This is a genomic window from Streptomyces sp. NPDC047079 (genome assembly GCF_040643755.1).
In the GTDB taxonomy this organism is placed as follows: domain Bacteria; phylum Actinomycetota; class Actinomycetes; order Streptomycetales; family Streptomycetaceae; genus Streptomyces.
In genome coordinates, this window is record NZ_JBEYUZ010000007.1 from 92233 (window position 1) to 111349 (window position 19117).

Annotated in this window: 15 protein-coding genes and 1 pseudogene; 13 read left to right on the plus strand and 3 right to left on the minus strand. The window is 70.8% G+C overall.

Annotation, left to right across the window (positions count from 1 at the left end):
• Positions 1-137: 137 nt before the first annotated feature.
• A complete protein-coding gene (uvrA, locus tag ABZ823_RS12600) occupies positions 138-3200 on the plus strand; it encodes an excinuclease ABC subunit UvrA (protein WP_361657760.1) in 3063 nt (1020 codons plus the stop codon).
• A 97-nt stretch (positions 3201-3297) separates the two neighbouring features.
• Here uvrA and ABZ823_RS12605 read toward each other — a convergent pair whose 3' ends face one another.
• Positions 3298-4209, minus strand: coding sequence for a carbohydrate kinase (locus tag ABZ823_RS12605; RefSeq protein WP_361657762.1), 912 nt, complete (start codon positions 4207-4209; stop codon positions 3298-3300).
• The gene (locus tag ABZ823_RS12610; RefSeq protein ID WP_361657765.1) at positions 4206-5450 is read right to left on the minus strand and encodes a substrate-binding domain-containing protein; all 1245 of its coding nucleotides are present in this window, start codon (positions 5448-5450) and stop codon (positions 4206-4208) included. The genes ABZ823_RS12605 and ABZ823_RS12610 overlap by 4 nt, the downstream gene beginning before the upstream one ends.
• A 216-nt stretch (positions 5451-5666) precedes the next feature.
• On the opposite strand from ABZ823_RS12610, the gene ABZ823_RS12615 reads away from it, so the two are divergent.
• A complete protein-coding gene (locus ABZ823_RS12615) occupies positions 5667-6095 on the plus strand; it encodes a Rieske 2Fe-2S domain-containing protein (RefSeq protein ID WP_361657768.1) in 429 nt (142 codons plus the stop codon).
• 18 nt (positions 6096-6113) lie between these two features.
• Here ABZ823_RS12615 and ABZ823_RS12620 read toward each other — a convergent pair whose 3' ends face one another.
• Positions 6114-7067 (minus strand): hypothetical protein, encoded by a 954-nt coding sequence (locus ABZ823_RS12620; protein WP_361657770.1) that lies wholly within the window; start codon positions 7065-7067, stop codon positions 6114-6116.
• A 552-nt stretch (positions 7068-7619) separates the two neighbouring features.
• Between ABZ823_RS12620 and uvrC the strand changes: the two genes are divergently transcribed.
• From uvrC to ABZ823_RS12675, 11 genes and pseudogenes are all read left to right on the plus strand, one after another.
• Positions 7620-9656, plus strand: a complete 2037-nt coding sequence (gene uvrC, locus ABZ823_RS12625) for an excinuclease ABC subunit UvrC (RefSeq protein WP_361657773.1) — start codon at positions 7620-7622, stop codon at positions 9654-9656.
• A complete protein-coding gene (rapZ, locus tag ABZ823_RS12630) occupies positions 9653-10666 on the plus strand; it encodes an RNase adapter RapZ (protein ID WP_361657776.1) in 1014 nt (337 codons plus the stop codon). The genes uvrC and rapZ overlap by 4 nt, the downstream gene beginning before the upstream one ends.
• A complete protein-coding gene (gene yvcK / locus ABZ823_RS12635; RefSeq protein ID WP_361657779.1) occupies positions 10663-11706 on the plus strand; it encodes a uridine diphosphate-N-acetylglucosamine-binding protein YvcK in 1044 nt (347 codons plus the stop codon). Before rapZ ends, yvcK begins: the two co-directional genes overlap by 4 nt.
• Positions 11697-12686 carry a DNA-binding protein WhiA gene (gene whiA, locus ABZ823_RS12640; RefSeq protein ID WP_361657781.1) on the plus strand — a complete coding sequence of 330 codons (990 nt, stop codon included), beginning with the start codon at positions 11697-11699 and terminating at the stop codon, positions 12684-12686. The genes yvcK and whiA overlap by 10 nt, the downstream gene beginning before the upstream one ends.
• 116 nt (positions 12687-12802) lie before the next feature.
• Positions 12803-13390: pseudogene (locus ABZ823_RS12645) on the plus strand (hypothetical protein); the annotation flags it as partial.
• 227 nt (positions 13391-13617) lie between these two features.
• Entirely contained in the window at positions 13618-14625 is a 1008-nt protein-coding gene (gap, locus tag ABZ823_RS12650; RefSeq protein WP_361657784.1) for a type I glyceraldehyde-3-phosphate dehydrogenase, read from the plus strand.
• A gap of 166 nt (positions 14626-14791) precedes the next feature.
• Complete coding sequence (locus ABZ823_RS12655) at positions 14792-16003, plus strand: phosphoglycerate kinase (RefSeq protein WP_361657787.1); 1212 nt, start codon at positions 14792-14794, stop codon at positions 16001-16003.
• 6 nt (positions 16004-16009) lie between these two features.
• On the plus strand, positions 16010-16786 hold the full coding sequence (gene tpiA, locus ABZ823_RS12660; protein WP_361657790.1) for a triose-phosphate isomerase: 777 nt from the start codon (positions 16010-16012) through the stop codon (positions 16784-16786).
• A 131-nt stretch (positions 16787-16917) separates the two neighbouring features.
• The gene (gene secG, locus ABZ823_RS12665) at positions 16918-17151 is read left to right on the plus strand and encodes a preprotein translocase subunit SecG (RefSeq protein ID WP_361657793.1); all 234 of its coding nucleotides are present in this window, start codon (positions 16918-16920) and stop codon (positions 17149-17151) included.
• A gap of 211 nt (positions 17152-17362) precedes the next feature.
• Positions 17363-17698 (plus strand): RNA polymerase-binding protein RbpA, encoded by a 336-nt coding sequence (locus tag ABZ823_RS12670; RefSeq protein ID WP_078066843.1) that lies wholly within the window; start codon positions 17363-17365, stop codon positions 17696-17698.
• Between the two features lie 133 nt (positions 17699-17831).
• Entirely contained in the window at positions 17832-19100 is a 1269-nt protein-coding gene (locus ABZ823_RS12675) for an MFS transporter (RefSeq protein WP_361657796.1), read from the plus strand.
• The last annotated feature ends 17 nt before the right edge of the window (positions 19101-19117 follow it).

A 19117-nucleotide genomic window follows, 5' to 3' on the forward strand; every position in this document is an offset into this window, starting at 1 on the left:
CGGCGTCGGGCATGCTGGATGGGCGGGGATTGTTATGAACCCTGGAATCCGACCGGCGTTGTCAGTGGCTCCCCCTAGTCTGAGAAAGCACGGGGGCCTCGCCCCTGTCGCTTCTCTCAAGAAAGGTGCGGACCGGCGTGGCCGACCGTCTCATCGTCCGTGGCGCGCGCGAGCACAACCTGAAGAATGTCTCGCTCGATCTGCCGCGCGACTCGCTCATCGTCTTCACGGGCCTGTCGGGGTCGGGCAAGTCCTCGCTGGCCTTCGACACGATCTTCGCCGAGGGCCAGCGGCGTTACGTGGAGTCGCTTTCCTCGTACGCCCGGCAGTTCCTCGGCCAGATGGACAAGCCGGACGTCGACTTCATCGAGGGCCTCTCGCCGGCGGTCTCCATCGACCAGAAGTCGACCTCGCGCAACCCGCGCTCGACGGTCGGCACGATCACCGAGGTCTACGACTACCTGCGTCTGCTCTTCGCGCGCATCGGCAAGCCGCACTGCCCCGAATGCGGCCGCCCGATCTCCCGCCAGTCCCCGCAGGCCATCGTGGACAAGGTCCTGGAGCTGCCGGAGGGCAGCCGTTTCCAGGTGCTGTCGCCGCTGGTGCGCGAGCGCAAGGGGGAGTTCGTCGACCTCTTCGCCGATCTCCAGACCAAGGGCTACAGCCGCGCGCGGGTGGACGGCGAGACGATCCAGCTCTCCCACCCGCCGACCCTGAAGAAGCAGGAGAAGCACACCATCGAGGTGGTCGTGGACCGCCTCACGGTGAAGGAATCCGCCAAGCGCCGCCTCACCGACTCCGTCGAGACCGCGCTCGGCCTGTCCGGCGGCATGGTCGTGCTCGACTTCGTCGACCTTCCCGAGGACGACCCCGAGCGCGAGCGGATGTACTCGGAGCACCTGTACTGCCCGTACGACGACCTGTCCTTCGAGGAGCTGGAGCCCCGCTCCTTCTCCTTCAACTCGCCCTTCGGCGCCTGCCCCGAGTGCACCGGTATCGGCACGCGCATGGAGGTCGACCCGGAGCTGATCGTCCCCGACGAGGAGAAGACGCTCGACGAGGGCGCCATCCACCCCTGGTCGCACGGGCACACCAAGGACTACTTCGGCCGCCTCATCGGCGCCCTCGCGGACGCGCTCGGCTTCCGGACCGACATCCCCTTCGCGGGCCTGCCGCAGCGCGCCAAGAAGGCCCTGCTCTACGGCCACAAGACCCAGATCGAGGTCCGCTACCGCAACCGGTACGGACGTGAGCGTGTGTACACGACGCCGTTCGAAGGCGCCGTCCCCTTCGTCAGGCGCCGCCACAGTGAGGCCGAGAGCGACGCCAGCCGGGAGCGCTTCGAGGGCTATATGCGCGAGGTGCCCTGCCCCACCTGCCAGGGCACCCGGCTCAAGCCGGTGGTCCTCGCCGTCACGATCATGGACAAGTCGATCGCCGAGATCGCCGCGATGTCGATCAGCGACTGCGCGGACTTCCTGGGCGAGCTGAAGCTGGACGCACGGGACAAGAAGATCGCCGAGCGGGTTCTGAAGGAGGTCAACGAGCGGCTGCGGTTCCTGGTCGACGTCGGCCTCGACTATCTCTCGCTGAACCGCGCGGCCGGCACCCTCTCCGGCGGCGAGGCCCAGCGCATCCGGCTGGCCACCCAGATCGGTTCGGGACTCGTCGGCGTCCTGTACGTCCTCGACGAGCCGTCCATCGGCCTGCACCAGCGCGACAACCACCGGTTGATCGAGACCCTGGTCCGCCTCCGCGACATGGGCAACACGCTCATCGTCGTCGAGCACGACGAGGACACCATCAAGGTCGCCGACTGGATCGTCGACATCGGCCCCGGCGCGGGCGAGCACGGCGGCAAGGTCGTGCACAGTGGCTCCCTGAAGGAGCTGCTCGCCAACGACGAGTCGCAGACCGGGCAGTACCTCTCGGGCAAGAAGTCGATCCCGCTGCCCGACATCCGGCGCCCGCGCGACCCGTCCCGGCAGCTCACGGTGCACGGCGCCCGTGAGAACAACCTCCAGGACATCGACGTGTCGTTCCCGCTGGGCGTGTTCACGGCCGTCACGGGCGTGTCAGGCTCCGGGAAGTCGACCCTGGTCAACGACATCCTCTACACGCACCTCGCCCGTGAGCTGAACGGCGCGAGGAACGTTCCCGGGCGGCACACGCGCGTGGACGGCGACGACCTCGTGGACAAGGTCGTGCACGTCGACCAGTCGCCCATCGGCCGCACCCCGCGGTCGAACCCGGCCACGTACACCGGTGTCTTCGACCACATCCGCAAGCTGTTCGCCGAGACCACCGAGGCGAAGGTCCGCGGCTACCTGCCGGGCCGCTTCTCCTTCAACGTCAAGGGCGGCCGCTGCGAGAACTGCGCGGGCGACGGCACGATCAAGATCGAGATGAACTTCCTCCCGGACGTCTACGTCCCGTGCGAGGTCTGCCACGGTGCCCGCTACAACCGGGAGACCCTGGAGGTCCACTACAAGGGCAAGTCCATCGCCGAGGTCCTGAACATGCCGATCGAGGAGGCCATGCACTTCTTCGAGGCAGTGCCGGCGATCAACCGTCACCTGAAGACACTGCACGACGTCGGTCTCGGCTATGTCCGCCTCGGCCAGTCCGCGACCACCCTGTCCGGCGGTGAGGCCCAGCGTGTGAAGCTCGCCAGCGAGCTTCAGAAGCGGTCCACCGGACGGACGGTCTACGTCCTGGACGAGCCGACCACCGGTCTGCACTTCGAGGACATCAGCAAGCTGCTCACGGTGCTCGGCGGACTGGTCGACAAGGGCAACTCGGTCATCGTCATCGAGCACAACCTCGACGTGATCAAGACCGCCGACTGGGTCGTGGACATGGGGCCCGAGGGCGGTGCGGGCGGCGGTCTCGTGGTCGCCGAGGGCACGCCCGAAGAGGTCGCCGGCGTTCCGGCCAGCCACACCGGCAAGTTCCTGCGCGAGATCCTCGGCGCGGAGCGCATCAGCGACGCGGCCTCGGTCAAGGCGCCGCGCAGGACGGCAGCCGGCAAGGCGGTTGCGGCCGCCTCGACGGCCAGGAAGACGGCGACGGCCAGGACGGCGAAGACAGCGGCGGCCAAGACCGTGAAGACCGCCAACAACACGGCGGCCAAGAAGGCGGTCGGCGCCACGAAGAAGGCGGCGCCCGCGAAGAAGGCCACGCGGGCGCGCAAGGCCTGACCCTCCTCACCGCAGCCGGCGCCCCGCGGAACTCCCCGCGGGGCGCCGCTCGTCGAACGGCCGGCCGCAGGGTCCCTGCGGCGCGACCCGTCCTGGGCTACGGGGCTGTCAGCTCGGACGCGTACGGCGGTTCCGCACCGGCCCGGGAGCAGGTGATCGCCGCGGCACGAGCCGCGAAGCGCAGCAGCTCGCTCCAGCCTTCTCCGTCCAGAGCGGCCAGCGCCCCCGGGGAGAGGGCGTCGCGGGCGGCCAAGCCGTGCAGCAGAGCCGCGTTCACCGTGTCGCCGGCACCTATGGTGTCCACGACGTCGACCGGTACCCCCGCCACGGAATGCTCCGCCCCGTCGCGGGTGAAGACCGTCAGTCCATCGCCCCCGTGGGTGAGCACCACGGCGGAGGGCCCGGAAGCCAGCCACTCCCGCGGGGTGCCGCCCAGCCACCGGGCGTCCTCGGCGGAGAGCTTGAGCAGGGTCACCGACGGCAGCCAGCTCTTGAAGCGAGCCCGATAGGCGTCGGGGTCCGGGATCAGCCCCGCGCGGATGTTCGGGTCCAGGGCTGTGAACACGCCCTCGGCGGCGGCGCTGCGCATCAACTCCTCGTAGGCGCTCGCCCCCGGTTCCAGAACGAGGGAGCAGGTGCCGAACGAGACGGCCCGTGTGCCCTGGGGAAGGTGTGCCGGCGCCGTGAACAGCCGGTCGGCGGTGCCGTCGACGTAGAAGGAGTACGCGGCCGAGCCGCTGTCGTCGATCGTGGCGACGGCGAGGGTGGTCGGCTCGGGGCCGCGCCGCACCGCCGACACGTCCACGCCCGCCGCGCGCAGCCCGTCGAGCAGGGCCTCTCCGAAGGCGTCGGACGACAGGCGGGAGCAGAAGGCCGTCGGGGAACCGAGCCGGCCGAGCGCCACGGCGGTGTTGTAGGGGCCGCCGCCGAGCGCGGGCTGCAACAGTGCGAGGGCGCCCGCTTCGCGCGGGACCAGGTCGATCAGGGCCTCACCGGCGACGACGATCACGAGACGGTTCCCTTCTCGGAGTGGGTGTCGGGGCAGCCGCACGAGGTGCGGTGGACGAAGGCGCAGGGAAGGCGCACCGTGCGGGAGGGACGGTCCGGTGCCTGGAGGCGCTCCAGGAGCAGCCGTACGGCCTCGGCGCCGATCTCCTTGCTCGGCTGGGCGATGGCGGTGAGCCGGGGCGAGAACAGATCCCCCCAGGCGAAGTCGTCGAAGCAGACGAGCGCCAGGTCGCCCGGTACGGACAGTCCGTGATCGCGCAGGGTCCGCAGCGCGCCGATGGTCATCGCGTTGTTGGCGGTGACCAGGGCCGTGGGCGGTGCGGCGAGCGACAGCAGGGCGGCGGTGGCGCGCTGGGCGCCCTCCGCCGTGGAGTCGCCGTGCACCACCAGCCGCGCGTCATGGGGAAGACCGGCGGCCGCGAGTCCGTGCCGGTACCCGCTGATCCGCTCCGTCGTGGTGCTGAACCCGGGCAGACCCGCGACCAGGCCGATCCGCCGATGGCCGAGTCCGGCGAGATGGGTGACCAGGCGGGCCAGGGGCTCGGCGTTCTCGGCGCAGACCTGGTCGAAGTGGAAGGAGCCGCGGGCGTACCCGTCGCGCGCGGGGGCGCCCGGGGTGTGCGCGTGCCGTGTGGAGGCGTCCGGGGTGTGCGCGTGCGGTGTGGGGGCGTCCGGGGTGTGCGCGTGCGGTGTGGGGGCGTCCGGGGTGTGCGCGTGCGGTGTGGGGGCGCCCGGGGTGTGCGCGTGCGGTGTGGGGGCGTCCGGGGTGTGCGCGTGACGCGTCGCAACCACGGGGGAGACCAAACGGTCGAGGAACACGGCCGGGACCCGGTGTCGCGTGAGGAGGGCGAGGAGTTCGCCCGGGTCCGCGGAAGGCGCCACGATCACGCCGTCGACGCGACGCTCGTGCAGCAGCCGGACGACATCGCGCTCGTGCTCCGGGTCGTCGTGGGGATCGGCGATGAGCAGGCCGTAGCCGTGCTCCCGGGCGCGGGCCTCGACACCCTGGAGGATCTCCGTGAAGTACGGGTTGCTGATGGCCGACACCGCGAGCCCGATGGTCCGGGTGCGCGAGGTGACCAGGGAGCGGGCGAGCGTGTTCGGTGCGTAGCCCAGTTCCTCGATGGCGTCCAGCACGGCCTGGCGGGTGTGGGGCAGCACCGGGCGGGTGCCGTTCAGTACATGGGAGACGGTCGCCACGGACACACCCGCGCTCCGTGCGACATCCGCCATCGTTGCCAAACGTGCCCCCTTCTCGGACCGTCCGGCCGGGAACGTATCCCATTCGGCGGCAGACGTAAACGCTTGCGCAAGCGTTTACGTCACTTCCTGTCGCCGGGCGCTCCCTGCCCCGGTGGCGTTCCGGCCCTTGGCCCCGGTCGTGAGCGGAATGGCCGCCACCGGTATCGTCGGCGTGACCCCTTCCGGCGTACACCGCCCCTGACCAGTGGAGTTCCCATGGCCGCCCGTCCCTCCGCGACCCGTCGCACCGTTCTGCGCGGGGCGGCGCTCACCCCGGTCGCCGGGCTGGGTCTCGCGGCCTGTTCGCCGGGCGGCGACACCGGCGCGACGCCCGCCACGCCCACCGCCCCGGTCGCGCTGGGAGCCGAGAGCGAGGTCCCCGAGGGGGGCGCGAAGCTGTACCGGGACGAGAACGTCGTCGTGAGCCGCACCGCGGACGGCTCCCTGAAGGCCTACAGCACCATCTGCACACACGCGGGATGCGCCATCGACAGACTGTCGGGCGCCACGCTGGTCTGCCCCTGCCACGGAAGCCGCTTCGACGCCGTCACGGGCCAGGTGGTGCAGGCCCCGGCCACCGAGCCCCTGCACGAGCTGTCCGTCGAGGTGAAGAACGGCCGGATCGTGGCGGGCCCGGCGGCCTGACGGCTCAGCGGCGCCGGGTCACTCCCAGTCCCAGCCGATCCCGACGATCCCTGACCGCACCCTCGGCTCCACCAGGTGCACCGAGCGGTGGCTCCCGCTCAGGCGCAGCTCCTGGCGGCCGCTGCGGGGGGCGGCGGGGGAGTGCTGGGTGAACCGGTGGCAGCGTGCCGGCACGGCCTCCTCGTCGAAGCGCACCTGGAGCGCGTACTGGCCGCCCGCGAGACCGAACCCGCGGACGTACTCACGGGACGCGCCGGCGGTGCCGTCCTCGAAGGCGTAGCGGAAGAGAAACGTATCGCCGGGACGTAGCCGGGTGTCGAAGAGCAGTTCGGCGACGAGGATGCCGGTGTCGTGATGCCAGCGCACCCGGCCGGTGCGGCAGTTCTCCAGCGCGCGCACCGCGATCCGCTCGGGGACACACCCCGGATCGCCGTGGTGGACGGCGAGATAGCGGTCCACCCCCTCCCTGTGGGCACGCACTATGTGCTGGGACTCACGGGCCAGCAGCTCGCGGCGCGCTCCGATGCGGACGTGATCCTGGTGGCCGATGGTGTGCAGTCCGCCGTCGAGCGGTGACTCCAGGTCGGCGAGGAGCTTCTCCAGCACGCCCGAGGCCTCTATCAGGGAGCGGTACGAACGGCCCGCGGGACGGGGACCGGTCCGCTCGTCGGTCTCGGCGAGCAGCCTGATCAAAGACTCCTCGGGCAGCTGGAGGATCTCCTCGAGGGCCCGCACGGCGCGCAGGGACTCGGGGCGCTGCGGGCGGCGCGCACCCTGCTGCCAGTAGCTCAGGCTCGTCACCCCGACCCTGACCCCGTAGCGCGACAGATGGTGCTGCACGCGCTGCAGCGGCAGCCCACGAGCGGCGATCGCGGTGCGCAGCGCGACATGGAAGGGGCCGCCGCGCAGGGCCGCCTCCACCTCCGTCGGAACGACCGGAACGATGTCCGGATGCTGTGTGCCGTGCCGCATACAGGGGGGCCTTTCTGTGAATGTGCGCGACGGCTGGTCGGACCGCGCGCAGGGTCGTACCGGGCCACCCGGAGGCGTGTGAGGTCCGTTCACAAGCGAACCTCTCCGTCGGTGGCCCGAAGGTTCCCCGCATTGAAGCGTGTTGACCAAGTCCCGACAACACCTGAGTTCCGACGAACGGTGGACCGTGGCCGAAGGCTGTACCCGCTGCTGCGGGGCGGTCACCGGCTGCTGCGCGGGACGGTCACCGGCTGCTGTGCGGGGCGGTCACCGGCTGCTGTGCCGGGTGGCGGAAACGGCCCTCCACGGGCGTATGGCCGACGAGACCGCCCCGGCACCGAGCCACCGGCGGCCGGAGGCGGGCCGAGCCCGACGGGAGACGGCCGAGCGCCCGGGCCCGGGGCCTTTGAGCACCTCTCCCGCCCCTGGCCCGGTCCCTCGGCGCGGGGCCGGGGGCGGGCCCGCGACGATGTCGCGGGGGCGGGGTGGGATCCCGCCGGGGGTTGTCCACAGGGCGCCGCGCTGTCGGCCCCCGCCAGTAGGGTGTGAGACATGGCCGACCCTTCCAGCTACCGCCCCAGGCCGGGCGAGATCCCGGACTCTCCCGGGGTCTACAGGTTCCGCGACGAGCACCGCCGGGTGATCTACGTCGGAAAGGCGAAAAGCCTGCGCCAGCGCCTTGCGAACTACTTCCAGGACCTGGCGGGCCTCCACCCGCGCACCCGCACCATGGTCACGACGGCCGCGTCCGTGGAGTGGACCGTGGTGTCCACCGAGGTAGAGGCCCTTCAGCTGGAGTACACCTGGATCAAGGAGTTCGACCCCCGGTTCAACGTCAAGTACCGCGACGACAAGAGCTACCCCTACCTCGCGGTGACGATGAACGAGGAGTTCCCGCGCGTACAGGTGATGCGCGGCCAGAAGCGCAAGGGCGTGCGCTACTTCGGGCCGTACTCGCACGCGTGGGCGATCCGGGACACCGTGGACCTGCTGCTGCGCGTCTTCCCCGTGCGCACCTGCTCGGCGGGCGTCTTCAAGAACGCCGCCCGCACCGGCCGCCCCTGCCTGCTCGGCTACATCGGCAAGTGCTCCGCGCCCTGCGTCGGCCGGATATCGCCCGAGGACCACCGCGAACTGGCCGAGGAGTTCTGCGACTTCATGGCCGGGCGCACGGGCGCGTACCTCCGCCGTCTGGAGAATCAAATGACGGAGGCGGCCGAGGAGATGGAGTACGAGCGGGCCGCCCGCCTGCGCGACGACATCGAGGCCCTGAAGAGGGCCATGGAGAAGAACGCGGTCGTGCTCACCGACGCGACCGACGCGGACCTGATCGCGGTCGCCGAGGACGAGCTGGAAGCGGCCGTGCAGATCTTCCACGTGCGCGGCGGGCGCGTGCGCGGCCAGCGCGGCTGGGTCACCGACAAGGTGGAGGACGTCACCACCGGCGCCCTCGTCGAGCACGCCCTCCAGCAGCTCTACGGCGAGGAGACGGGCGACTCCGTGCCCAAGGAGGTCCTCGTCTCCGCGCTCCCCGACCCCATAGAGCCGGTCCAGGGTTGGCTCACCGGCCGCCGCGGGTCCCATGTGTCGCTGCGCATCCCCCAGCGCGGCGACAAGAAGGCGCTCATGGAGACCGTGCAGCGCAACGCCCAGCAGGCACTCGCCCTGCACAAGACCAAGCGCGCCTCCGACCTGACCACGCGCTCGCGCGCCCTGGAAGAGATCGCCGAGGCCCTCGACCTGGACAGCGCCCCGCTCCGGATCGAGTGCTACGACATCTCGCACCTCCAGGGCGAGGACGTGGTGGCCTCCATGGTCGTCTTCGAGGACGGCCTCCAGCGCAAGGGCGAGTACCGCCGCTTCCAGATCAGGGGCTTCGAGGGCCAGGACGACGTCCGCTCCATGCACGAGGTGATCACCCGTCGCTTCAGGCGCTATCTCGCGGAGAAGGAGAAGACGGGGGAGTGGGCGGACGGGGAGGTCGTCCTGACCGAGGACGACGGGCGGCCCAAGCGGTTCGCCTACCCGCCGCAGCTCGTGGTGGTCGACGGCGGACAGCCGCAGGTCGCCGCCGCCTGGCGGGCACTGGACGAGCTGGGCATCGACGACATCGCCGTGTGCGGTCTCGCCAAGCGCCTGGAGGAGGTGTGGCTGCCGGGCGAGGACGACCCGGTGGTCCTGCCCCGCACCAGCGAGGGCCTCTACCTGCTCCAGCGCATCCGGGACGAGGCCCACCGCTTCGCGATCACGTATCAGCGCAGCAAGCGGGCCAAACGTGTCAGGTCGAGTCCCCTGGACGAGGTGCCGGGGCTCGGTGAGACCCGCAAACAGGCGCTCGTGAAGCATTTCGGCTCGGTGAAAAAGCTGCGATCCGCGACAATCGACCAGATTCAGGAGGTCCCCGGTATCGGCCGCAAGACGGCCGAGACGATCGCCGTGGCCCTCGCCCAGGCGGCTCCGGCCGCACCAGCCGTCAACACGGCGACTGGAGAGATCATGGAAGAGGAAGAATCCGCGACGACGGTGGGTTCCCCCGGGGAGCCCGTGTCCGCGGGCGCCCCGGACGAGCGACGGGGGCAGGAGACATGACCGAGCACAACCAGCGCGCAGAAGAACGTTCAGCCCAAGGCCGGGCCGCCCACCACGAGACGGGCGAGGATCGGACGCCGCAGCAGACGGTCCAGGAAAACGGAGCACAGGTGAGTACGGGCATCGAAACAGCCGGGGCCGCCGACGCGGGCATCCCCGAGCTGGTGATCATCTCCGGCATGTCCGGCGCCGGCCGGTCCACGGCCGCCAAGTGTCTGGAGGACCTCGGCTGGTTCGTCGTCGACAATCTGCCGCCCGCGCTGATCCCCACCATGGTGGAACTGGGCGCCCGCTCCCAGGGCAACGTCGCCCGGATCGCGGTCGTCGTGGACGTCCGCGGACGGCGTTTCTTCGACAACCTCCGCCAGTCCCTGGCCGACCTGGAGGCGAAGCACGTCACCCGGCGGATCGTCTTCCTGGAGTCCTCCGACGAGGCCCTGGTCCGCCGCTTCGAGTCGGTCCGCAGGCCGCATCCGCTTCAGGGCGACGGCCGTATCGTCGACGGGATCGCAGCCGAGCGCGAGCTGCTGCGCGAGCTGCGCGGTGACGCCGACCTCGTGATAGACACCTCCAGCCTGAACGTGCACGAACTGCGCGCCAAGATGGACGCCCAGTTCGCCGGCGACGAGGAGCCCGAGCTGCGGGCCACCGTCATGTCCTTCGGCTTCAAGTACGGCCTGCCGGTCGACGCCGACCTGGTCGCCGACATGCGCTTCCTGCCCAACCCGCACTGGGTCCCGGAGCTGCGCCCCTACACCGGCCTCAACGAGGAGGTCGCCGCGTACGTCTTCAACCAGCCCGGAGCCAAGGACTTCCTCGACCGCTATGCCGAGCTGCTCCGGCTCATCGCGGCCGGGTACCGCCGGGAGGGTAAGCGCTATGTGACCATCGCCATCGGCTGCACCGGTGGCAAGCACCGTTCCGTCGCCATGTCCGAGAAGCTCGCCGCCCGCCTGGCCGCCGAGGGAGTGGAGACCGTGGTCGTGCACCGGGACATGGGGCGCGAGTGACCGGACGTACTCTGCGGCTGAGCAGGCTGCGCCGAGTCGTGCCCGAGGGACGCGGCGGCCGGGCGCGCCGCCGCGGCGCCCAGCCCAAGGTGGTCGCCCTCGGCGGCGGCATGGGCCTGTCCGCCTCGCTCGCCGCTCTGCGCCGGATCACCGGCGACCTCACCGCCGTCGTCACCGTCGCCGACGACGGCGGCTCCAGTGGCCGCCTGCGCGACGAGCTGGGCGTGCTCCCGCCCGGCGACCTGCGCAAGGCGCTGGCCGCGCTGTGCGGCGACGACGACTGGGGCCAGACCTGGGCCCGCGTCATCCAGCACCGCTTCCAGTCCCGGGGTGACCTGCACGAACACGCGGTCGGCAACCTGCTGATCGTGGCCCTGTGGGAGCAGCTCGGCGACCACGTCCAGGCCCTCGACCTGGTCGGCAGGCTCCTGGGCGCCCACGGACGCGTCCTGCCCATGTCCGCCGTCCCCCTGGAACTCCAGGCCCTGGTCAAGGGCCACGATCCGGAGCGTCCGGACGAGGTCGGCACCGTACGGGGGCAGGCGACCGTCGCGCTCACCCCCGGCGAGGTGCAGTCGGTGCACCTCGTGCCGTCCGACCCGCCGGCCGTCCCGGAGGCCGTCGCCGCGGTCCTGGACGCCGACTGGGTGGTGCTCGGGCCCGGCTCCTGGTTCTCCTCCGTGATCCCGCACCTGCTCGTGCCCGAGCTCCTGGACGCCCTGACGGAGACCAAGGCGCGCCGGGTGCTCTCCCTCAACCTCGCTCCGCAGCCGGGAGAGACCGAAGGATTCTCTCCGCAGCGTCATTTGGAGGTTTTGGGACGACACGCCCCTAAACTCGCCCTGGACGTGGTGCTGGCCGATCAGGCCGCCGTGCCCGACCGCGCCTCGTTGACCGAGGCCGCCAACAGGTTCGGCGCCGCGGTCGAGCTGGCCCCGGTGGCCCGTACCGACGGAACCCCGCGGCACGACCCGGAGCTGTTGGCCGCCGCGTACGACCGTATTTTTCGGATGCATGGAAGGATCGGCCCATGGCGATGACGGCAGCGGTGAAGGACGAGATCTCCCGGCTTCCCGTCACCCGGACCTGCTGCAGAAAAGCGGAGGTCTCGGCGATCCTGAGGTTTGCGGGCGGACTGCACCTGGTCAGCGGCCGCATCGTGATCGAGGCGGAGCTGGACACGGCAATGGCGGCCCGGCGTCTCAAGCGGGACATCCTGGAGATCTTCGGCCACAGTTCCGAATTGATCGTGATGGCGCCCGGCGGTCTGCGCCGCGGCTCCCGCTATGTGGTGCGTGTGGTGGCGGGCGGTGACCAGCTGGCGCGGCAGACCGGCCTCGTGGACGGCCGGGGCCGCCCGATCCGCGGCCTGCCCCCACAGGTTGTCTCGGGTGCCACGTGCGACGCCGAGGCGGCCTGGCGCGGCGCGTTCCTCGCGCACGGCTCGTTGACGGAGCCCGGCCGCTCGTCGTCCCTCGAGGTGACCTGTCCCGGTCCGGAGGCCGCGCTCGCTCTGGTCGGCGCCGCCCGCCGCCTGTCGATCGCGGCCAAGGCCCGGGAGGTACGGGGCGTGGACCGCGTCGTCGTACGGGACGGCGACGCGATCGGTGCGCTGCTGACCCGTCTCGGTGCCCATGAGTCCGTGCTGGCCTGGGAGGAGCGGCGGATGCGCCGTGAGGTCCGGGCCACGGCGAATCGCCTGGCCAACTTCGACGACGCCAACCTGCGCCGCTCGGCGCGCGCCGCCGTCGCCGCGGGCGCGCGCGTCGCCCGTGCCCTGGAGATCCTCGGTGAGGAGGTCCCCGAGCATCTCGCGGCCGCGGGGCGCCTGCGCATGGAACACAAGCAGGCCTCCCTGGAGGAGCTGGGCGCCCTCGCCGACCCGCCGCTGACCAAGGACGCGGTCGCCGGCCGTATCCGCCGGCTGCTGGCGATGGCCGACAAGCGCGCCGCGGACCTGGGCATTCCCGGGACCGAGTCCAACCTCTCGGAGGAGATGGCGGACAACATGGTGGGATGACGATCCGCGGGGTCGACGAGCAGACCTCCAACCCGCCGGTGCCGACGCCCACTTGGGCCGTCGGCACCGGCGTTTGTCTGTCCTTGGGGCGCTCTTGACTCGAGCCCGCCGCTTGCTACCCCCAGTTCGCGAGCGCCGGGGCGGGCCAGTTCGTCGGCCCCGTCGACCCGTACGGGCCCTACGCCGGCTCGTACATGGCGGCAGCCGTCCACACCGACGACGCGTACAAGCGGCTCACCCGCACCCTGGACCTCACCAAAGTGACCGCCGCCGACAAGCCCGTGCTCCGCACCCGGCTGCTGTGGGACACCGAACCGGGCTACGACCACGCCGTGGTCGAGATCCACACCGCGGGACCGACGACTGGACCACGCTGCCGGAGGCCGGGGGCGCCACGAGCGACGCCGTGCCGCAGGACTGCGGGGCCGGGTACCTCGTGGGCGAGCACCCCTGGCTGAGGCACTACCTGACCGTGACGGCGAGCGGCTGCGCCGCGACCGGCACCACCGGCGCGTGGCACAGCTTCACGGGCGCCTCGCACGGCTGGCAGCAGGCGGAGTTCGACCTGAGCGCCCCTGTTCCGGACCTACGGGGCGGTCACCACGGACCGCACCGTGCTCCTCTGCTTCGGCCTGGAACACCTCGCCTCGGCGGGCGAGCGGACTGCGCTCATGGGCAAGGCACTCGCCGCGCTCGGCAACTGACCCCCTGTAGTCAACGGCAGTTGGTTCCCTATCGCCGAAAAGGGTGACGGGGCCTTCGGGACAGGGCGGTCCGTACCCCTACTGACGGGTACGGACCGCACTGCCGTGTATGAGCCGTCTCGATGTCACTCCGGGAGCCTCAGGGGGGTAGGGTCGTAGGCGGTCGGGGACATCCCAATAGAGCTCGCCGGCGTCCATAGCCGGCGTACCAACGAGGAGATCGGTTCGTGACGATCCGCGTAGGCATCAACGGCTTCGGCCGCATCGGTCGCAACTACTTCCGCGCGCTGCTGGAGCAGGGTGCGGACATCGAGATCGTGGCTGTCAACGACCTGGGTGACACCGCGACCACCGCTCACCTGCTGAAGTACGACACCATCCTCGGCCGCCTCAAGGAGGAGGTGTCCCACACGGAGGACACCATCACCGTCGGGGGCAAGACCATCAAGGTCCTGTCCGAGCGCAACCCGGCCGACATCCCCTGGGGCGAGCTGGGCGTCGACATCGTCATCGAGTCGACCGGCATCTTCACCAAGAAGGAAGACGCCGAGAAGCACATCGCCGGCGGCGCCAAGAAGGTCATCATCTCGGCTCCGGCCAAGAACGAGGACGTCACCATCGTCATGGGTGTCAACCAGGACACCTACGACCCGGCGAACCACCACGTCATCTCCAACGCCTCCTGCACCACCAACTGTGTGGCGCCGATGGCGAAGGTCCTCGACGAGAACTTCGGCATCGTCAAGGGCCTGATGACCACGGTGCACGCGTACACGAACGACCAGCGCATCCTGGACTTCCCGCACAAGGACCTGCGCCGCGCCCGTGCCGCCGCCGAGAACATCATCCCGACCACCACCGGTGCCGCCAAGGCCACCGCCCTGGTCCTGCCGCAGCTCAAGGGCAAGCTGGACGGCATCGCCATGCGCGTCCCGGTCCCGACCGGCTCGGTCACCGACCTGGTCGTCGAGCTCGGCCGCGAGGTCACCAAGGAAGAGGTCAACGCCGCCTTCCAGAAGGCCGCCGAGGGCGAGCTCAAGGGTCTCCTCGACTACACGGAGGACCCGATCGTCTCCTCCGACATCGTCAACGCCCCGGCGTCCTGCACCTTCGACTCCTCCCTGACCATGGTCCAGGATGGCAAGAACGTGAAGGTCATCGGCTGGTACGACAACGAGTGGGGCTACTCCAACCGCCTCGTCGACCTGACGGTCTTCGTCGGCAACCAGCTCTGATCGCCGAAGCAGGCACCTCGATGTGAGAACAGGGCTCGGGCAGCGCACGGCGCGCTGCCCGAGCCCTGACTCACGTACAGCGAGCGGCCCCGCGCACGGCGGGCGCCCGCGCGCGTGCAGATCGATCAGCTCTCGTACGATCAAGAGCCCTCTCCAGGAGTCCCCTATGAAGACGATCGACGAACTTCTCGCCGAAGGCGTGGACGGCAAGCGGGTCTTCGTCCGCGCCGACCTGAACGTCCCGCTGGCCGACGGCCTCATCACCGACGACGGCCGCATCCGCGCCGTCCTGCCCACCGTCAAGGCCCTCGCCGACGCGGGCGCCAAGGTGGTCGTCGCCTCGCACCTGGGCCGCCCCAAGGGTGCCCCGGACCCGGCCTTCTCGCTGCTGCCCGCCGCCGAGCGCCTCGGCGAACTGCTCGACGCGCCCGTGGCGTTCGCCCAGGACACCGTCGGCCCCGCCGCCCACGACGCGGTGAACGGCCTCCAGCCGGGCCAGGTCGCGGTCCTCGAGAACCTGCGCTTCAACCCCGGCGAGACGTCCAAGGACGACACCGAGCGCGGCGAGTTCGCCGACCGGCTCGCCGCCCTCGCCGATGTGTACGTGGGTGACGGCTTCGGTGCGGTGCACCGCAAGCACGCCTCCGTCTACGACCTCCCGGCCCGCCTGCCGCACTACGCCGGCTACCTCATCGCCACCGAGGTCGCCGTCCTGAAGAAGCTCACCGATGACGTGCGGCGTCCCTATGTCGTGGCGCTGGGCGGTGCCAAGGTCTCCGACAAGCTGGCCGTGATCGACCAGTTGCTCGGCAAGGCCGACCGGCTGCTCATCGGCGGCGGCATGGCCTACACCTTCCTCAAGGCCAAGGGCTACGAGGTCGGTATCTCCCTGTTGCAGGAAGACCAGATCCCGGCCGTCACCGAATACCTGGAGCGCGCCGAGAAGCAGGGCGTGGAGCTGCTGCTCCCCGTCGACGTCGTGGTCTCCCGGGAGTTCCCGGACCTGAAGACCAAGGCGCCGACCGACAACACCGTGGTCGACGCGGACAAGATCCCCGCCGACCAGGAGGGCCTGGACATCGGCCCGAAGACCCGAGAGCTGTACGCCTTGAAGCTCGCCGACGCCGCCACCGTCTTCTGGAACGGGCCCATGGGCGTCTTCGAGCACCCCGACTACGCCGAGGGCACCAAGGCGGTCGCCCGGGCACTCGTCGACTGCCCGGGCTTCACCGTGGTCGGAGGCGGCGACTCCGCCGCCGCCGTCCGCATCCTGGGCTTCGACGAGTCGGCATTCGGCCACATCTCGACCGGTGGCGGCGCCTCCCTCGAGTACCTCGAGGGCAAGACGCTCCCCGGCCTCGCCGCACTGGAGGACTGAACCTCAATGAGCACGCGCACGCCGCTGATGGCGGGCAACTGGAAGATGAACCTCAACCACCTCGAGGCCATCGCCCACGTCCAGAAGCTCGCCTTCGCCCTGTCCGACAAGGACCACGAGGCCGTCGAGGTCGCCGTCCTGCCGCCCTTCACCGACCTGCGCTCCGTGCAGACGCTGGTCGACGGCGACAAGCTCAAGATCAAGTACGGTGCCCAGGACGTCTCGGCACACGACTCCGGCGCCTACACCGGCGAGATCTCGGGCTCGATGCTGGCCAAGCTGAAGTGCACCTACGCGGTGATCGGTCACTCGGAGCGACGGCAGTACCACTGTGAGACCGACGAGCTGGTGAACGCCAAGGCCAAGGCCGCCTTCAGGCACGGCCTGACCCCGATCCTGTGCGTCGGCGAGGAGCTGGAGGTCCGCGAGGCGGGCGACCACGTCGGGCACACGCTCGCGCAGGTCGAGGGCGGTCTGAAGGACATCCCGGCCGAGCAGGTCGAGTCGATCGTGATCGCGTACGAGCCCGTCTGGGCCATCGGCACCGGCAAGGTCTGCGGCGCAGACGACGCCCAGGAGGTCTGCGCGGCGATCCGCGGCAAGATCGCCGAGCTGTACTCGCAGGATGTGGCCGACAAGGTCCGCGTCCAGTACGGCGGCTCCGTCAAGTCGGGCAACGTCGCCGAGATCATGGCGAAGCCGGACATCGACGGTGCCCTGGTCGGCGGCGCCTCGCTGGACGTCGACGAGTTCGTCAAGATCGTCCGCTTCCGCGACCAGTGATCGCCACTCCGGAGGCGAACCGATCAGCCGTGAGTGTGTCCTAGGGGCGATCCGTCGTACCCTTGCGGGGGCATGGTGGCTATCCACCGTGCCCCCGTCGTCCATCCGAATCCGAGGAAGTTGGTCCAGCCGTGGTTTTGGGGTTCTCGATCGCCCTGATCGTCTTCAGCCTGCTGCTGATGCTGCTGGTGCTGATGCACAAGGGAAAGGGCGGCGGCCTCTCCGACATGTTCGGTGGCGGCATGCAGTCCTCCGTCGGCGGCTCCTCGGTCGCCGAGCGCAACCTCGACCGGATCACCATCGTGGTCGGTCTCCTCTGGTTGGCCTGCATCGTGGTGCTCGGCATCCTGGTGAAGGTCAAGTAGCGCCGGTCGCCATCGGCGGACCGCGCAGGAAGCACGTAACGCCCCATGTCCGGTACGGGTCTTCGGACGCGGCCTATCATGGGGCTTGCGTCTGGGGGCGGGGGTAACTCCCATCACTGGACGCGCGTTGGGCCTTACGTAGACTGAGGCGCTCGCAGTGAAGCGAAACGCCGACTCGCTTCGCGGCACCATCACGCAGGGAGTTACGACCGTGGCAAGTGGCAACGCGATCCGAGGAAGCCGGGTCGGGGCGGGGCCGATGGGTGAGGCCGAGCGCGGCGAGTCCGCGCCGCGTCTGCGCGTCTCCTTCTGGTGCTCCAACGGGCACGAGACCCAGCCGAGCTTCGCCAGCGACGCGCAGGTTCCCGACACCTGGGACTGCCCGCGCTGCGGCTTTCCGGCCGGACAGGACCGGGACAATCCGCCGGACCCGCCGCGTACCGAGCCCTACAAGACGCACCTCGCCTATGTGCGGGAGCGGCGCAGCGACGCGGACGGCGAGGCGATCCTCGCCGAGGCGCTCGCCAAACTGCGGGGCGAAATCTAGGAGTTGAGCCCGGCCGGACACCCTGCGGTGCCCGGCCGGAGCTGCTTCGCCCGCCCGGCGGCAGGCCGCCTCCGCCGCCATTGTCAGTGGTGCCCCTTACGGTTTGTGCATCGGCGAATCGTGAGGGGGAGACGTGACGACGGTGGAGGTGACGGGCGCGCGTGCGCCCGCCTGGCGCGGAGGATTCGGACGGCTGTGGAGTGCCTCCGTGCTCTCCAGCTTCGGTGACGCGCTGCGCGGGGCCGCGCTGCCGCTGCTCGCCACCGGACTGACGGACCGGCCGCTGCTCATCGCCTCGGTCACCGCCTGCGGCTATCTGCCCTGGATCGTCTTCGGGCTGCTCGGCGGTGCTGTCGCGGACCGAGTCGACCAGCGGCGCGCGATGTGGACGGTGGACGCGGTGCGCGGGGTGCTGGTCGGGTGCTTCGCCCTGGCCGTGGCGGCGGGACACGCCTCGATCGCCCTGCTCGTCGCACTGGCCTTCACACTCACCGCCCTCCAGACCCTCTTCGACAACGCCGCCACGGCGCTGCTGCCCGGCCTCGTGGCCCGCGAGGCACTCGGCAGCGCGAACACCCGGCTCATGACCGGCCAGCGGATCGCGGGCGGCCTGCTGGCCGGACCCGCCGTGCCGCTGCTCCTCGCGTCGGGCGCTGCCGCCCCCTTCGCCGTGGACGCGGGCACCTTCCTGGCGGCGGCCCTGCTGGTCGGCTCGCTGCGGGTCACCAGGCGCGAGCGGGCGCCGAGAGCGGCGGGCAGCACCCTGCGCCTGGAGATCGCCGACGGTCTCCGCACACTGTGGCGCGACCGGGTCCTGCGCGGGCTGTGCGCCGCCACCGCCCTGTGCAACGTCGGCGTAGGTGCGCTGGTCGCCACCCTGGTGATCCTGGTGACGGGCTGGCTGGACGCCGGTCCGGCGGGATACGCGGCGGCGGGCACGGCGTACGCCGTCGGCAGCCTGGCCGGCGCGGCGGTGAACGGCCCGCTCGTGGCCCGCCTCGGCCGCCCGGCGGCGGTCCTGGCCGCCGGTGCGGTGCAGACCGGTGCCCTGGTCGTCATGGGGTCCGTGCGCAGTCTGCCGGCGCTGGTGGCCGCCCTCGGCGTCTTCGGGCTGATGGGGACGGTGTGGAACGTGAACACGACGACCCTGACGCAGCAGCGCACCCCCGCCGCGTTGCTGGGCCGGGTCGGCTCCGCCTTCCGGACGCTCGCCGTTGCCGGAGCCCCACTGGGCGCCCTGCTGGGCGGCGCCGTCGCCACCGCCTGGGGTCCGAACACACCGGCCCTGCTCGCCGCCGCATTCTTCGTGCTGTCCGTCACCGCGCTGATACCCCGGCGCAAGCCGGACGTACCTGTTGTTGTGCCGGACGACGGCGCGACACCAGGTGACCGGGCCCCCTGATCAATTAGGTTGGGACC

Coding starts and splice junctions, on each gene's coding strand:
- whiA (WP_361657781.1), top strand. CDS start 11,697: ATGGCGATGACGGCAGCGGTGAAGGACGAGATCTCCCGGCTTCCCGTC.
- tpiA (WP_361657790.1), top strand. CDS start 16,010: ATGAGCACGCGCACGCCGCTGATGGCGGGCAACTGGAAGATGAACCTC.
- ABZ823_RS12655 (WP_361657787.1), top strand. CDS start 14,792: ATGAAGACGATCGACGAACTTCTCGCCGAAGGCGTGGACGGCAAGCGG.
- rapZ (WP_361657776.1), top strand. CDS start 9,653: ATGACCGAGCACAACCAGCGCGCAGAAGAACGTTCAGCCCAAGGCCGG.
- ABZ823_RS12620 (WP_361657770.1), bottom strand. CDS start 7,067: ATGCGGCACGGCACACAGCATCCGGACATCGTTCCGGTCGTTCCGACG.
- ABZ823_RS12615 (WP_361657768.1), top strand. CDS start 5,667: ATGGCCGCCCGTCCCTCCGCGACCCGTCGCACCGTTCTGCGCGGGGCG.
- uvrC (WP_361657773.1), top strand. CDS start 7,620: ATGGCCGACCCTTCCAGCTACCGCCCCAGGCCGGGCGAGATCCCGGAC.